This window comes from Stenotrophomonas sp. STEN033 (genome assembly GCF_056856655.1).
The window spans coordinates 13509-28721 of record NZ_JBXFWM010000061.1 but is presented as its reverse complement, the minus strand read 5'-3'; the positions used below and the strand labels follow the sequence as shown (position 1 = coordinate 28721).

Sequence of the window (15213 nt, the reverse complement as noted above, 5' to 3'; positions counted from 1 at the left end):
GTGCCACACCCCCCCCACCCCCGCCGGTTGTGGGATTTTAACGACGCGACCGCCCCGCTTCCGCGCAACCGCCAAAACGCAAACGGCCGGCACCCGCCCTGGGCCCCCCACTACCGGCGTTGGTTGGATTGCCGGCTTCGCGGCTTACGCCGCTCCTACAAAAGCCGCCGGCTCACGCGTCCAGGCCCAACTCCCTGCATTCACGCGCATACCAGCGTGGTGCGTCATCGATAGGCTGGAACACGTGGCTGCGCTCCATCACGCGCTGGTAGACGTGCACCGAGATCGCAATCCGTTCGGCGTCGCTGTTGCGCAGCGTGTGGAATTCATCCGGCGGGATCAGGTTGCCAGCGCTGCCCTTGCAGCCGTGCAGGCACTCGCGTGGCGCGAACTGGTAACGCTCACCATCGCGCCCCAGCATCCGGTATGGGGTGATCTCCAGCGTGCCCTGCCATACGCCCTCCACGCACCACAGGCCATCGTGGTCATGCAGTGGCGTGCCCTGTCCCGGCCCCCAGGTCATGGCGATGATGCTGTAGCCATGTTCCGGGCTGCGGTAGATCTCGCGGCGCGCGTAGTGGTCATGCACCGGTGCGTGCACGCAGGCCGGCAGCACGATCTGTGGATCGCGGATGGCGCGTTCCAGCACGGCCTGCACCTGGGCGACCGTGCTGTGGGTATCGCTGGCCTGCAAGGCGGCGTCGATACCGTCCAGCAGGCGCTGGCGGCCGGCGAATTCGGGATGCGGCGATTGCAATGTCATCGCCGCAGTCTAGGCAAGGCAGGTAAAGATTCCGTTGAAATTATCTGCCGACCAGCTCAGAAGGTGCCGCGCTGGATGAAGGGCGCCTGCTGATAAACCCGACGTTCGCCGCCGCGTGGGTCGTCCATCTGCCGGCTTTGTGTATCGAACAGCATTGTTTGTCGGCGTTCCAGACCGTATTGCTGCCACTGCGGCAGTCCGGCGTGGTTCGGATCGCCGTGCCGTGCGAAGGCCAGCAAGGCATCACTCATGGTGTCGGCAAGCTGCTGCATCGCCGCACCGTTGCCGGTGCGCGAGCCGGGCTGGCGGTTGTTGTGGAACACCAGCGGGATGTCCAAGGTATGGAAGGCACGCAGCCTGGCGGCGTCGCCATCGCGGTCGTAACCGTCCAGCTGGTACGCCCAGGTCGGTGCGCCCTGGCGCGCACGCGCTTCCAGTTCTTCCACCGCACCGCGCCAGGAGCGGCCAGCGGTGGTGGCGGCGAAGAACACGTCCGACGGTGTGTACTGCGGATACAGGCGGCGGTATTCGGCGATCACCACCGAAGGCAGCAAGTCCACGTATTGCTGGGCTTCGAGCTTGGCCGGCAATTCCTCCCAGCTCAGCTCGAAATTCTTCGGGTCGTTGCCGAGGAAGGCACGGGTTTCGTCGTGGGTGTTGCCGATCACCATCGGGATCGTCGCCGATTGCTGCGGCGCCTGCGGCCAGAACGGATGCACCGGCAGGTTGCGTGCGTCCAGCACCGGGCCGACGTAGAGGCTGCTGTTCTCCACGCGCGAGGGATCGCGCACTTTCACTGCCTCCAGCAGTTGCTGCATCGGCATGCGCCGCAATGCCTCGGGATCGGCCTTGAGGTGATCGAGCACCAGCTGCGCGCGTTGTGTGGCCGCGCGCGGGCCGGCGGCGGTGGCCTGCTGGCCGCTCATCGTCCAGGCGCGGTGGAACAGGCCCTTGGCTGCCGGCATCGCCATCAGCGTGGCGATCTTGGCGCCACCGCCTGACTGGCCGAACACGGTGACGTTGTCGGCATCACCGCCAAATTCGGCGGCGTGCTGGCGCACCCATTGCAGCGCCTGGATCAGGTCGAGCTGGCCGACATTGCCGGAGTCGGCGAAGGTCTCGTCGCCGAGCTGGGCCAAGTACAGATAGCCGAACAGATTGAGGCGGTGGTTGACCGTCACCACCACCACGTCGCCGCGTCGGCTCAGGTTGCCGCCATCGTACAGCGGGTCGCTGCCGGAGCCGTTGTTGTAGGCGCCGCCGTGGATATAGAACAGGATTGGCCGCTTGCCGCCGTCACGCAGTGCTGGCGTCCACACGTTGAGGTAGAGGCAGTCTTCGCTGCCCGGGCCTTCGCTGCCGGTTTGCGGGGCAGCTGCTCCGTAGTCGAGCGCATCACGTATGCCGCGCCAGGGGTGTTCCTGCAGGGCGGACTGGAAGCGGCGTGGCGCGGTGTCGGCGCCGTAGGGGATGCCGCGGAATACGTGCGTACCGTTCTCGGTCTGGCCGGCCAGGCGGCCGCTGCGGGTGCGGGCGATGGGGCTTGCTAGGGTGTTGGCCCAGCTGGAGTTGCTGAGGGTTGCAAGGCTGGTTGCCGTGGCCAGCAGGGTGGTTTGCTGGAGGAAGCTGCGGCGGGCGGGATTGTTTGGGTGTTGGGGCATGGTGCTTTCCTGGGTAGCGGGATTGGGCGCGCTTCGCCCTCTCCGCAACCCCTCTCCCGGAGGGAGAGGGGCTTTAGCGGCGGGGCTGTTGCGATGCCATCCAGCTCAGGGCCAGTTGTGGCCATGCCGCTGTTGTGAGGCCCGCTGTGCCGCGTGTGCCGAAACCGTGGCCGCCGTGCGGGAACAGATGCATTTCGCTGCTGATCTTTGCGCTGCGCAGGCTGTCGTAGAACAGCAGGCTGTTGCCTACCGGTACGACGTCGTCATCGGCAGCGTGCAGCAGGAAGCTTGGTGGTGTATCCGTGCGGACCTGCAGCTGCATCGAGTATTGCTGCAGCAGTTCGTCGATGGGCGCGCTGCCGAGCAGGCGGTCGCGTGAGCCTGCATGCACGTCGTCGCCGCGCATCGTGATGACCGGGTAGATCAGCAGCTGGAAGTCGGGGCGTGCGCTTTCCGCGTCGATTGCGTCGCTGTGTGGATAGACATTGCGGTCAAAGCCGTTTCCCAACCGCGCGGCCAGGTGGCCGCCGGCCGAGAAACCCATCGTGCCGATACGCTGCGGGTCCAGGCCCCAGTCCGTGGCGCGGTGACGGATCAGCCGCAGTGCACGCTGCGCATCGGCCAGCGCCGCTTCGCGGTCGGCACGGCCTTCGCCCGGCAGCCGGTAGCGCAACACGAACAGGGTCACGCCGCCCTGCTCCACCAGGGCGGGCACCAGTGCCGTGCCCTCCTTGTCCAGCACAACGCGTTGGTAGCCGCCGCCGGGGACCACCAGCAAGGCGCTGCCATTGGGCTTGGTCGGGCGATACGCCACCAGATAGGGCGCGCTGACATGGTCGATATAGCGGTCTGGCAACGCCGGATCGCTGCTGCGCTCGACGATGCGCTGCGCTTGCGCCAGCGGTTTGTCCCCCGGTGCCATACCCTGCGGCCATAGCGCGATACGGTCGGCCGACCCCGCTGCGGGTTCACCATCGGTGTTGGCCAACACGGTAGCGGGAAGCAGCCCAAAAAAAATGGCGAAAGCCAGCTGCAGCAAAGGTTTCAGTCGAATCATGGGCGGTGCGGTCAGGTCTGGGCCGAGGGCGTGGTACAGCTTCTGGTGCGGTGCACATTGTCAGATGACACCGGTTTACCTTATACAGCCAGTCACAGCACTGTCGATGGGCAGTGCAGCAAAGTCACCAGGAGACGCACTTGAGCAACGACCAAGGCAGCCAGCCGCAGGCGCCAGCCGCGCTGGACGAGATTGCCCGCACCTTTGTGGAAGCACGCCGCGATGGCCGTTCGCTTCCGGATTTCCCCGGGACCATCCCGGACGATCTGGTCACTGCCTACCAGGTGCAGGACCTGGCGATCGGCCGCTGGGATGACAGCGTGGTCGGCTGGAAGGTCGGCTACATCGCCGCCGAGCGCCGCGACAGCTCCGGCGACGACCGCCTGCTCGGGCCGATCTTCAAACGCAATCTCTGGAATGCTACCGGTAGCATCGTGGAGATCCCCGTATTTGCAGCCGCAGGTGGCTTTGCCGCGGTGGAGGCCGAATACGTGCTGGAACTGCTCGCCGATGCCCCGGCCGACAAGCTCGACTGGACCCCGGAAGAAGCCGAAGCGCTGCCGGCCAAGCTCCATATCGGCGTGGAAGTCGCCAGCAGCCCGCTGAAGACCATCAATGTGCTCGGCCCGCGCGTGGTGGTTTGCGATTTCGGCAACAACAACGGCCTGGTACTGGGCGGCGAAGTGCCGAACTGGACCCGCTGCGACGAACCGGAGCTGCGTGCGCAGACCGAGATAGATGGCGTGGTGGTCGGCACCGGTGGCGCCACCACCCTGCCCGGCGGCCTGCGCGCGGCCTACGCCTTCGCGCTGTCGCGTTCGGCCAAGCGTGGTCGGCCGCTGAAGAAGGGCGAGCTGATCGCTACCGGCAATGCCACCGGCATCCACGACATAGCCGTGGGCCAACAAGCATTGATTCGCTTCGCCGGATACGGCGACATTTCCTGCAAGGCCGTGCCGGCCGGGTAATCCCGGCCGCCACGGTAGCAACGCGTTGGAGGGCGCTATGGTTACTCGAAGAGGCTTTCTCAAGACCGGCATGGGGGCATTGGCCATGCCGGTGCTCGCCGCCTGCTCTGGCGGTGGCAAGGGTGCGGCCGGCGGCAGTCAGCTGCTGACCGCCACCGATGTGCACGTGGCCGACTATCCGACGGTCACCGCAGTGAAGTGGATCGGCGAACAGCTGCTGCGCGAAACCGGTGGCCGCCTGGGTTTGAACCAGTTCCACTCCGGCCAGCTCGGCCGCGAGTCCGAGGCGATCGACATGGCCCGCTTCGGCGCCATCGACATCACCCGCGTCTATTCCGGCGCGCTCAACAACGCGTTCCCGCTGACGCGCGCGCTGTGCCTGCCGTATGTCTTCGACTCCGTCGAACATATGCGCCGCGCGCTCGATGGCGGTATCGCCGATGCGGTGCTGCAGGGCTTTGAGAGCCGCGAACTGGTCGGCCTGGCGGTCTACGACTCCGGTGCGCGCAGCTTCTACAACACCAAGCACCCGATCATCACCCCCAAGGACCTGCATGGCTTGAAGCTGCGCGTGGCCAGCTCGGACATCTTCCTGCAGCTGATGCGCCTGTTCGGTGCCAATCCCACGCCGATGTCGCTGGGCGACACGTTCTCCGGCATGGAGACGCACATGATCGACGGCGCCGAGAACAACATGCGCAGCTTCCATTCCAGCCGTCATTTCGAGGCCGCGCATTACTGGTCGGAAAGCCAGCACTCGTACGCGCCGGACATCCTGCTGATGTCGCGTCGCAGCCTGGATGCATTGACGCCATCAGATCGCCGCCTGGTGATCGACCTGGCGCGGCAATCGGTGCAGGTGATGCGCACCGCCTGGGACGCATCCGAAGACAAGGCCCGCGAGGCGGTACTGGCTGCCGGTGTGAAGTCGAACGCGGTCGACATGCCGGCGTTCCGCGCCGCTGCCGAACCGCTGCTGCGTGACTACCTGCAGCAGGCCGATATCGCCGCGCTGCACCGTCGCATCCGCGACTTCGCCTGAGGGGGCCGTACCGATGTCTGATTCCAACGTACAAGCGGCGCCGGCAGGACTCCAGCGCGTGCTGGAAAAAGTTGCCGACGTGGTCATCTATATCGCTGTCGCCGCCCTGCTCGGGCTGGTGGTGGTGCAGGGCTGGCAGGTCTTCGCCCGCTATGTGATCAATGATTCGCCGAGCTGGACCGAGCCGGTCACGCTATTGCTGCTGAGCACGACGATGAGCATGGGCGCGGCAGCCGGTGTGTATACCAACCGCCATTTCGGTTTCTTCCTGTTGGCCGAGCAGATGCACCCGCTGGTCAAGCGGCTGATCGATGCGCTGGTGCCGCTGATCGTCGGCACCATCGGCGGCTTCCTCGCCTGGTGGGGTTGGGTGTTGTGGCTGGACGGCCTGCACATCAAGACCGCCGGTGCCAACCTGCCGCAGAGCGTGAACTACCTGCCGCTGAGCATCGGTGGTGCACTGATGGCGGTGTTCGCACTCAATCGCCTGCTGTTGTCGCTGCGCGTTGGCGCCGGCACCGCTGCCAACGCTGCTGAAGGGGACCGCTGAGTCATGGGTATCGCAATTCTTTTCGCCGTATTCGGCGTGCTGTTGTTGATCGGTGTGCCAGTGGCCTATGCGCTTGCCGCTGCCGCGTTGGCCACACTGCTGTATCTGGATATCCCCAGCATCGTGCTGGTGCAGCAGATTTCCGCCGGTACCGGCTCGGCCTCGCTGATCGCCATTCCGCTTTTCATCTTCGCCGGTGAAATCATGATGCGCGGCGGTATTTCCGAGCGTCTTATTTCCCTGGCCTCATCGCTGGTTGGGCGCCTGCGTGGTGGCCTGGGCCAGGTCTCCATCCTGTCCTCGCTGTTCTTCGGTGGCGTGTCCGGTTCGGCGATTGCCGACGTGTCGGCGGTGGGCGGCACGATGATTCCGCAGATGGTCAAGCGGGGCTATGACCGTGACTTCGCGGTCAACGTCAGCATCACCGCCGCACTGGTGGCGCTGCTGGTGCCGCCGTCGCATAACCTGATCCTGTTCTCGGCTGCGGCCGGCGGTGGCCTGTCCATTGCCGACCTGTTCGCCGCAGGCATCGTGCCGGCCTTGTTGATGACGGTGGTGCTGATGGTCACCGGCTATGTGGTCGCGCGTCGTCGTGGTTACGGCGTGGAAGCCTTCCCGGGCTGGCGCGCGGTGCTGCTGCGGTTGGTTGCCGCCCTGCCCGGCCTGGGCCTGGTCGGCCTGATCTTCTTCGGTATCCGCGCCGGTATCTTCACCGCGGTGGAATCGGCTGCCATCGCCGTGGTCTACGCCTTGCTGGTGACCACCGTGCTGTACCGCCAGCTGCGCATCAAGGAGTTCTTCGAGACCGTCATCCATGCGGCGCGCAGCACCGGCGTGATCCTGTTCGTGATCGCCACCGCTGCGGTGTTCGGTTGGCTGCTGGCCTACCTGCAGGTACCTGCGGCGGCGGTGGATTTCCTGCAGTCCTTCGCCCACAGCAAGTACATGGTGCTGTTGATGATCGTGGTGATGCTGCTGTTGCTGGGCACCTTCATGGACCTGGCGCCGATGATCCTGATCTGCACGCCGATCTTCCTGCCGGTGGCCAAGGCCTATGGCATCGACCCGATCCACTTCGGCCTGGTGCTGGTGCTGACCGGTGGCCTCGGCCTGGTCACGCCGCCGGTGGGCTCGGTGCTGTTCATCGGTACCGCCATCGGCAAGATCAGCGTCGGCGAAAGCATGAAGACCATCTGGCCGTTCTGGATGGCCGGCCTGCTGGTGCTGTTGATCGTGACCTTCTTCCCCGAACTGTCGCTGTGGCTGCCGGCCCTGCTGCGTAGCTGATGCATGCACGCTGCGGACAGGTTCGCGCCTGTCCGCAGCCGTGGTTTGACGCTGGCGTATCCGCCGCGCCTTCAACCTGGAGATGTCGATGAACGTGACCCGTAGCCTGGCCGCGCTGGCCACCGCATGCCTGTTGGCCGTCGTGCCGGCCTGGGCCGCTGATGTACCGATCGGCCCGAAGCGTGGCATCGAGCACCAGCGCATGGCCGATCTGGGCAATGGCAGCTTCCTCAACCCGGTGCTGGCCGGCGATCACCCGGATCCGTCGGTGCTCAAGGACGGTGATGACTACTACCTCACCCTGTCCTCGTTCGATGCCTACCCAGGCCTGCCGATCTGGCATTCGCGCGACCTGGTCAACTGGCAGCCGCTGGGCCATGCCATCACCACCAACGTGGGCGCGATCTGGGCGCCGGACATCATCAAGCACAAAGGCCGCTACTTCATCTACTTCCCGGCGCGTACCGGTGATTCGCGCAGCAATTTCGTGGTCTGGGCCGACGACATCAAGGGCCCGTGGAGCGAGCCGATCGACATCGGCCTGTCCGGCTATATCGATCCCGGCCATGCCGTGGGCGAGGACGGCAAGCGCTACCTGTTCCTGTCCGGTGGCGACTACGTGCAGATCAGCGATGACGGCCTGAGCGTGGTTGGCAAGCCCAGGCATGTCTATGACGGCTGGCGTTACCCGGAAAGCTGGGACGTGGAGTCCTATGCCCAAGAAGGTCCCAAGATCAGCCAGCGCAATGGCTGGTATTACATGACCACCGCGGTCGGCGGCACCGCCGGTCCGCCGACCGGGCACATGGTCATCACCGCACGCTCGCGCTCGATCCACGGGCCGTGGGAAAACGCACCCAACAACCCCATCACCCGCACCGTCGATCGCGCCGAGCCGTGGTGGTCGCGTGGCCATGCCACCCTGATCGAAGGCACCGATGGCCGCGGCTGGATGATGTACCACGGCTACGAGAACGGTTACTGGACGCTGGGCCGGCAGATGCTGCTGGAGCCGATCGAGTGGACCGACGACGGTTGGTTCGTGGCCAAGGGCGGCGATCTGGGCGCGCCGCTGGCCAAGCCGTCCGGTGAAGCGGTGCCGCATGGCATGGCGCTGTCCGATGACTTCAAGGGCGGCAAGCTCGGCCCGCAGTGGTCGTTCTTCAACCCGACCCGCGAGGAGTACCAGCGGCTTTCCTTCGGCAGTGACGGCATGACCCTGCAGGGCAAGGGCAGCACTCCGCGCGATGCGTCACCGCTGACTGCCATCGCCGGCGACGTCGCCTACGAATTCGAAGTGGAAATGGACATCGAGCCCGGTGCCTTCGCTGGCGCCCTGCTGTTCTACAGCGACCGCCTGTACGCTGGCGTGGGCAGCAATGGCGAGCAGTTCATCCTGCACCGCTATGGCGAGGAGCGCCCCACCCGGCCCCAGCCCAGTGCCACCGGCGGCAAGCTGTGGCTGCGGGTGAGCAACAACCGCCACATCCTCACCATCCACAGCTCCAAGGACGGCCGGACCTGGCAGAAATACCCTGTTCAGATGGAAGTCTCCGGCTACCATCACAATGTGGCGGGGAAATTCCTTGCGCTGAAGCCGGCCATCTACGCCGCCGGCAATGGCAAGGTCCACTTCCGCCAGTTCCGCTACCGCGCACTGGATTGAGCGCGGCCCGATAGAATGAATGTATTGAACGGTTTCAAGGACATCGCCTTGCGCAAGAAAGCCGACGCCGCCGCCACGCCCCAGTCACTGGGGCGGCCCGCCACCATCAACGACATCGCGCGGCTGTCGGGTGTTTCCAAGAAGACGGTCTCGCGGATCATCAACAACTCGCCGCTGGTGCGCAAAGACACCCGCGACAAGGTGGAAGCATTGATGCGCGAGGTCGGCTACACGCCCGACCCGCTGGCCCGCGGGCTGGCGTTCCGGCGCTCGTTCCTGATCGGCATGGTCTACGACAACCCCACCGCGCAATACGTGGTGGACATGCAAAACGGTGCACTGGACGCCCTGCGTGGCTCCAGCTTCGAGCTGGTGGTGCACCCCTGCGACACCCGCAGCCCCGGCTACATCGAGGGCGTGAAGCGCTTCGTGCAGCAGCAGAAGCTGCACGGCGTGATCCTGGTGCCGCGTGCTTCCGAAGACCAGGCGCTGGCCGACATGCTGGACGAGATCGGCTGCCGCTTCACCCGCATCGCCTCGCTGCCGCTGGATGAAACCTCGCAGATGGTGATCACCCACGACCGTGACGGCGCCGCCGAAGCGGCCGATTACCTGCTGTCGCTGGGCCACCGCGACATCGCCCTGATCACTGGCCCCACCGCTTACCGCTCGGCCCATGAGCGCACCGCCGGCTTCCTTGAAGCCCTGGAGCGGCGTGGCATCGAACTGCCGCCGGCGCGCATCATCGAGGCCGGTTACACCTTCGAATCCGGTGTGGCCGCGGCCGAGAAGCTGCTGCTGGGCAAGCAGCGCCCCACCGCCATCTTCACCGGTAACGATGAAATGGCCGCCGGCGTCTACAAGGTCGCCATGCGGGCCGGCATCAATATCCCGCGCGAGCTGTCGGTGGTCGGTTACGACGACAGCCCGTTGGCCTCACGGCTGTGGCCATCGCTGACCTCGGTGCGCCGCAATACCCGTGACACCGGGAGAACAGCGGCCGCCATGCTGATCCAGCCGGAGGGCAAGAATGCCCTACCCCTGGCCAGCGTGCGCCCGCATCTGATCGTGCGCGATTCCTGCCAGCCGCCGCAGGACTGAAGAAACCCAAGTTTTTGTTTTGCAAAGAAAACCGGATATCTTGCAGTGCAAAATGACACCGGTTTCCATAATTGGCTATCATCGCTCGGCAGGCCCGCACTGCAAACCTGGCGGGCCACTGGACAGATGTGTTGACCGGGCCCGACCCGGCGCCATCGCACCGCTGCGGCGCCAACCGCTGACAGCACCATCGAACTACCGCTCTGGGAGAGGAACAGCATGACGAATCCATTCAGTCTCGAAGGCAAGGTCGCCCTGGTAACCGGTGCCAATACCGGTCTGGGCCAGGGCATCGCGCTGGCGCTGGCCGCCGCCGGTGCCGACATTGCCGGCGCCGGCATCGTCCCGGCCGACGAGACCGCCGAGAAGGTGCGCGCGCTGGGCCGCCGCTTTCTCAACATCGAAGCCAACCTGATCAGCATCGAGCCGGTCGAGCGCGTGGTTGCCGAAACCATTGCCGGTCTGGGTCGCCTGGACATCCTGGTCAACAACGCCGGCCTGATCCGTCGTGCTGATGCCGTGGATTTCAGCGAGAAGGATTGGGACGACGTGATGAACGTCAACATCAAGTCCGCGTTCTTCATGAGCCAGGCCGCCGGCAAGCATTTCATCGCCCAGGGCAGCGGCAAGATCATCAACATCGCCTCGATGCTGTCCTTCCAGGGCGGCGTGCGGGTGCCGTCGTATACCGCTTCCAAGAGTGGCATTGCCGGCATCACCCGCCTGCTGGCCAATGAGTGGGCAGGCAAGGGTGTGACCATCAACGCCATCGCCCCGGGCTATATGGCCACCGACAACACCGCCCAGCTGCGTGCTGACGAAGACCGCAACAAGGCGATCCTGGACCGCATCCCGGCCGGCCGCTGGGGCAAGCCGGAAGACCTGGGCGGCACCGCGGTGTTCCTGGCCTCGAGCGCGTCGGATTATGTCAACGGCGCGATCATTCCGGTTGATGGTGGTTGGTTGGCGCGCTGAGGATTGAAGGTGGTGAGGCGCAGTTGAAAGGCTGTTAAGAAGCGTAAAGCTGAAGAGCCAGAAGCGCCCTCACCCCTACCCCTCTCCCGCAGGCGGGAGAGGGGAAAGCAAGAGCCAAGGCAGGAGCAGAAGCAACAGCCAAAGCCAAAGCCGAAGTCGAAGCCGAAGCCAAAGCCAAAGCAGAAGCCGAAGCAACAGCCGAAGCAGAAGCAACAGCCGAAGCAGAAGCAAAGGCGGGCGCGACAGCGACAGTCACAGCGATAGCGAGCGCAGGCAGCCAAGCTGCAGTCGCGCGCAGCACAGATTTCCCTTCTCCCGCATGCGGGAGAAGGTGCCCCGAAGGGGCGGATGAGGGGAGCTTTTGCTTTTGCTTCCACCTCATCACCAACAACGTTTCCCCCTAATCGAGAGTCACGCAATGAAAATCGCATTGATGCAGGAGTTCAGCCAGGCCGCCAAGAACCCGGTGGTGCTGGAACAGCTCAACACCGTCGCCGCCCAGCAGGGCCACGACGTTTTCAACGTCGGCATGGACGGTGACAATGATCACCGCCTGACCTACATCCACCTCGGCATCTGCGCAGCGCTGCTGCTCAACGCCAAGGCCGTGGACTTCGTGGTCGCCGGCTGCGGCACCGGGCAGGGCGCGATGATGTCGCTCAATGCATGGCCGGGCGTGTTCTGCGGCTACTGCATCGAGCCAACCGACGCCTTCCTGTTCGCCCAGGTCAACAGCGGCAACGCGCTGGCCCTGCCGTTCGCCAAGGGCTTTGGCTGGGGTGCGGAAATCAACATCCGCTACATCTTCGAGAAGGCATTTTCCGGTGAGCGCGGCCAGGGTTACCCGGCCGAGCGCAAGGAATCACAGATGGCCAATGCCGGCATCCTGGCGCAGGTGAAGCAGGGCGCCTCCAAGGACTTCGTCGAAGGCCTGAAGTCCATCGACCAGGAACTGGTGAAGCAGGCCGTTGGCGGCGAGCGCTTCCAGAAGGCGTTCTTCGACAATGCCAAGGACGACGCCATCGTCGCCTACGTGAAGAGCGTGCTGGGCAAGTAAGCCCACGCATGCGGTAGCGCCCTTGCGGGCAGACAAGGGCGCCTGCGGGCGCCTTTGTTGTTTGCGATTGATCGTGTGCCATCAGATCACGATGAAACCTGGATCCAGCCCTTCTCCCCTTGCGGGAGAAGGTGCCCGCAGGGCGGAAGAGGGGAGGCGTGCGCAGCACGCTTGCTTCTTGGCGGTGGAACTGATGAAAGCAGCGTTCTTCGATCGCTACCCCTCTCCCCAACCCCTCTCCCGCAAGGGGAGAGGGGCTATTGAGCAGAAGCAGCCCATGCAATTTCATGCATCCTTTCTAGTCGGCATTTTCGCGTTTGCATTTGCTTTCCAAGCCAAATGCCAAGCGCCAACCCACCGCATCTTCATAGCCGCAGACTCCACCGCAGCCAGCTACGGCCCTGAACGCGCGCCGCAGGCCGGCTGGGGCCAGGCGCTGCAAAGCTGGCTGGATGTGAGCCAATGGCAGGTACGCAACCACGCCGTCGGCGGTCGCAGCACCCGCAGCTTCATCAACGAAGGGCGGCTGGAGGCAATCGAAAAGGAACTGCAAGCAGGCGATGTACTGCTGATCCAGTTCGGTCACAACGATGCCAAGCGCGAGGACCCAACGCGTTACACCGATCCGGACAGCGACTATCCGCAATTCCTCTCGCGCTACATTGCTGCCGCGCGCGACAAGGGTGCAACACCGATCCTGATCACCCCGGTTGCGCGGCTGCTCTACGACTTCGGTGCGCTGCTGGATACACACGGCCGCTACACGCAGGCGATGAAGCAGGTGGCGAAACAGCACAATGTGCAGCTGATCGATCTCAACGCAAGCTCGATGGCGTGGATACGCGCGCTGGGCGAGCAGGGCGCCAAGCCCTACTTCATGTTCGTGCCCGAACAGAACAAGGCCGATGGCACCCATTTCAGCGTGGCCGGTGCAACTGCGGTTGCCTGCCAGGTGATGCGTGGCTGGGTCGAGATCGCACCGCAGATGAAAGCGACGCTGAAGCGTGATATCGATTGCGGCGCGATCAGCGCAGGGCAGGGCGCTGCTGTCTCCACGCCAAGTGTCGCGGCACCGGCGGTTGCGGCACCGGTGCAGGATGCAGGCAATTCGCACGGCTCACAGGTCATCCGCGAGCAGGACATCGGTCGCCAGCAACCGGGCCCACACGGCGGCGCTGGACCGACCACTGCCTATTCGTTTTTTGCCGACGTAAGCGATCTGCCCTTCGTGATGCGCAAGCGCGTGCTGCACAAGGGCGCCGGCATCGGCCTGCATCCGCAGCACAAGGACGAGATCTACTACATCGTCAGCGGCCGCGGCCTGTATGTGCTTGATGGCAAGCAATACGAAGTTGGCCCCGGCCACGCCCTGCTTACCCGCAGTGGCAGCAGCCATGCCTTGCAGCAGACTGGCGAAGAAGACCTGGTGGTGATGCTAGCCTATCCAACCACGTCGGCTCGTTGAGCCTGCCCTGTATTGATGATGGCCGCGCGATCAGCGCGGCACCATGCCACGCAGCTGCATTCCTTGGACCATGCCTTCGATATCGCCGGATAGCAGCAGCTTCCAGCCATCCTGATAAGGTTTGAGGCTGATCACCTGCAGTTTGGAGAAGCTGACGGCGCCGATGGTGAAATTGGTGCGCGCGACCAGATGCACGGTTTCGCCCTCTGCGACCGACCCCAGGATATCCAACCGATCCACCACGACGCGTGCACCGTCCAACTGCGCTTCGCTCAAGCGCATCATCCGGCGCGCGAACTCGTCTGCCTGCATCTTGCGCAGCACATTACCCATGCCATGCGCGGGGTCATCTTCGGGTATCGCGTCGTATACCGGCTGCAACATGTCCTTGAGGCGCTTCTGCTCATCCGGATGGAAGAAATCCGCGCCGGCCTCCATCCCGTTGGCATTGATGGCCGCGATATAGGCGCGGGCAACGGATTCGGGAGTATCGCTGGCTTGTACGGCAGGACTGGCAAGGAGCAGGGACAGCAGCAGGACGTTGAACAGATGTTTCATGGACAGGAAAGAAAGTCTGGCGCGCGGGAATGCACGCACGGATTGTAGAGGTGCCGCATGTTGTGTGCGGACTGCGCAGGGTCAGTGTGATACAGGAAGGCGGGCTGCCCATGGTTCCTGTTCCAGCTGCTGCGCCAGGTAGTCGATCAAGGCCTGCACCCGTGCCGGCCGATGCAGGCCGGGTGGGGTGATGATACTCAGCGCCAGCGGCTCCACTTTCCAATCGTCCATCGCGGTCTGTAGCGTGCCGTCGCGCAGTTGCTCCCAGACCAGGAACTCCGGCTGCAGGGCCAGCCCCAAGCCGGCCCGCAGGGCGGCATCGAATACTTCGGCGTTATTGGCCTGCAGCTGGCGCGGCACGGTCTGCGCGAACTCGCCATGGCGCGGGTGGCGGAAGCGCCAGGTATTGCCGCTGCGGGTATAGCTGTATTGGAAACCGCGGTGCTGGACCAGATCACGCGGATGGTTGGGACGCCCGTGGGCCTCGAAGTAGGCTGGCGACCCGACCAGCAGGATGCGTACCTGGCATAGCTGGCGTGCGCGCAGGCTGGAGTCGGCCAAGGTGGAAATGCGCAGCGCCATGTCGAAGCGCTCGGCCACCAGATCCACCATCTGGTCGCTGAGCTGGATGTCCAGCTCCACGTCCGGATGTGCCTGCATGAAGGCCGGCAGCAGCGGTGCCAGCCGCGATACCCCGAACGACATCGGTGCCGCCAGCCGGATCAGGCCGCGCAGCGCCGCCGAACGATCGGCTACTTCGGCCTCCACCGCCTCGCCCTCGTCGAGGATGCGCGCTGCCCGCTCCAGCGCCGCTTCACCGGCCGCGGTCAGCGACATGCGTCGCGAGGTGCGGTGGAACAGGCTGGTGCCGATGCGCGTCTCCAGCCGGGTGATGGCCTTGGAAACAGTGGCCTGCGACAGCTGCAGCTCTTCGGCGGCGCGGGCGAAGGAGCCGGCTTCGGCTACCTTGGCGAAGATCGCCCAGGCTTCCAGGTCAGGCAGACGGTTCATGGCGGCGGCTCGCGGGGCGGGGTAGGGAGATCATGTCACAAATGGAAAGAAT

14 protein-coding genes are annotated in these 15213 nt (G+C 64.7%); 9 read left to right on the top strand and 5 right to left on the bottom strand.

Going from position 1 to position 15213, the window contains the following annotated elements:
• Window positions 1–172: 172 nt before the first annotated feature.
• From AC1VXC_RS16885 to AC1VXC_RS16875, 3 genes are all read right to left on the bottom strand, one after another.
• Entirely contained in the window at window positions 173–763 is a 591-nt protein-coding gene (locus AC1VXC_RS16885) for a cysteine dioxygenase family protein (RefSeq protein WP_481538336.1), read from the bottom strand.
• A gap of 56 nt (window positions 764–819) precedes the next feature.
• Window positions 820–2424: a carboxylesterase/lipase family protein gene (locus tag AC1VXC_RS16880; RefSeq protein ID WP_481538335.1), complete on the bottom strand. Its 1605-nt coding sequence runs from the start codon at window positions 2422–2424 to the stop codon at window positions 820–822.
• A gap of 73 nt (window positions 2425–2497) precedes the next feature.
• On the bottom strand, window positions 2498–3481 hold the full coding sequence (locus tag AC1VXC_RS16875) for an alpha/beta hydrolase (protein ID WP_313493931.1): 984 nt from the start codon (window positions 3479–3481) through the stop codon (window positions 2498–2500).
• Window positions 3482–3621: 140 nt separating this feature from the next.
• On the opposite strand from AC1VXC_RS16875, the gene AC1VXC_RS16870 reads away from it, so the two are divergent.
• From AC1VXC_RS16870 to AC1VXC_RS16830, 9 genes are all read left to right on the top strand, one after another.
• The gene (locus AC1VXC_RS16870) at window positions 3622–4449 is read left to right on the top strand and encodes a 2-keto-4-pentenoate hydratase (protein WP_313493932.1); all 828 of its coding nucleotides are present in this window, start codon (window positions 3622–3624) and stop codon (window positions 4447–4449) included.
• Window positions 4450–4486: 37 nt separating this feature from the next.
• The gene (locus AC1VXC_RS16865; protein ID WP_313493933.1) at window positions 4487–5491 is read left to right on the top strand and encodes a TRAP transporter substrate-binding protein; all 1005 of its coding nucleotides are present in this window, start codon (window positions 4487–4489) and stop codon (window positions 5489–5491) included.
• A gap of 13 nt (window positions 5492–5504) precedes the next feature.
• Complete coding sequence (locus AC1VXC_RS16860) at window positions 5505–6041, top strand: TRAP transporter small permease (RefSeq protein ID WP_481538334.1); 537 nt, start codon at window positions 5505–5507, stop codon at window positions 6039–6041.
• A gap of 3 nt (window positions 6042–6044) precedes the next feature.
• Window positions 6045–7328 carry a TRAP transporter large permease gene (locus tag AC1VXC_RS16855; protein ID WP_481538333.1) on the top strand — a complete coding sequence of 428 codons (1284 nt, stop codon included), beginning with the start codon at window positions 6045–6047 and terminating at the stop codon, window positions 7326–7328.
• A 202-nt stretch (window positions 7329–7530) separates the two neighbouring features.
• Window positions 7531–8994 carry a family 43 glycosylhydrolase gene (locus AC1VXC_RS16850; protein ID WP_481538337.1) on the top strand — a complete coding sequence of 488 codons (1464 nt, stop codon included), beginning with the start codon at window positions 7531–7533 and terminating at the stop codon, window positions 8992–8994.
• 15 nt (window positions 8995–9009) lie between these two features.
• Window positions 9010–10095 (top strand): LacI family DNA-binding transcriptional regulator, encoded by a 1086-nt coding sequence (locus AC1VXC_RS16845; RefSeq protein ID WP_313493935.1) that lies wholly within the window; start codon window positions 9010–9012, stop codon window positions 10093–10095.
• Between the two features lie 219 nt (window positions 10096–10314).
• Window positions 10315–11070 (top strand): 2-dehydro-3-deoxy-D-gluconate 5-dehydrogenase KduD, encoded by a 756-nt coding sequence (kduD, locus tag AC1VXC_RS16840; RefSeq protein WP_313172839.1) that lies wholly within the window; start codon window positions 10315–10317, stop codon window positions 11068–11070.
• Window positions 11071–11488: 418 nt separating this feature from the next.
• Window positions 11489–12127 carry an RpiB/LacA/LacB family sugar-phosphate isomerase gene (locus AC1VXC_RS16835; RefSeq protein ID WP_481539925.1) on the top strand — a complete coding sequence of 213 codons (639 nt, stop codon included), beginning with the start codon at window positions 11489–11491 and terminating at the stop codon, window positions 12125–12127.
• A 277-nt stretch (window positions 12128–12404) separates the two neighbouring features.
• Window positions 12405–13592 carry a GDSL-type esterase/lipase family protein gene (locus AC1VXC_RS16830; RefSeq protein WP_481539924.1) on the top strand — a complete coding sequence of 396 codons (1188 nt, stop codon included), beginning with the start codon at window positions 12405–12407 and terminating at the stop codon, window positions 13590–13592.
• 30 nt (window positions 13593–13622) lie between these two features.
• Here the strand turns inward: AC1VXC_RS16830 and AC1VXC_RS16825 are convergent, their stop codons facing one another.
• A complete protein-coding gene (locus AC1VXC_RS16825) occupies window positions 13623–14150 on the bottom strand; it encodes a hypothetical protein (protein ID WP_313172837.1) in 528 nt (175 codons plus the stop codon).
• An 81-nt stretch (window positions 14151–14231) separates the two neighbouring features.
• On the bottom strand, window positions 14232–15161 hold the full coding sequence (locus AC1VXC_RS16820) for a LysR family transcriptional regulator (protein ID WP_481539923.1): 930 nt from the start codon (window positions 15159–15161) through the stop codon (window positions 14232–14234).
• Window positions 15162–15213: the final 52 nt, after the last annotated feature.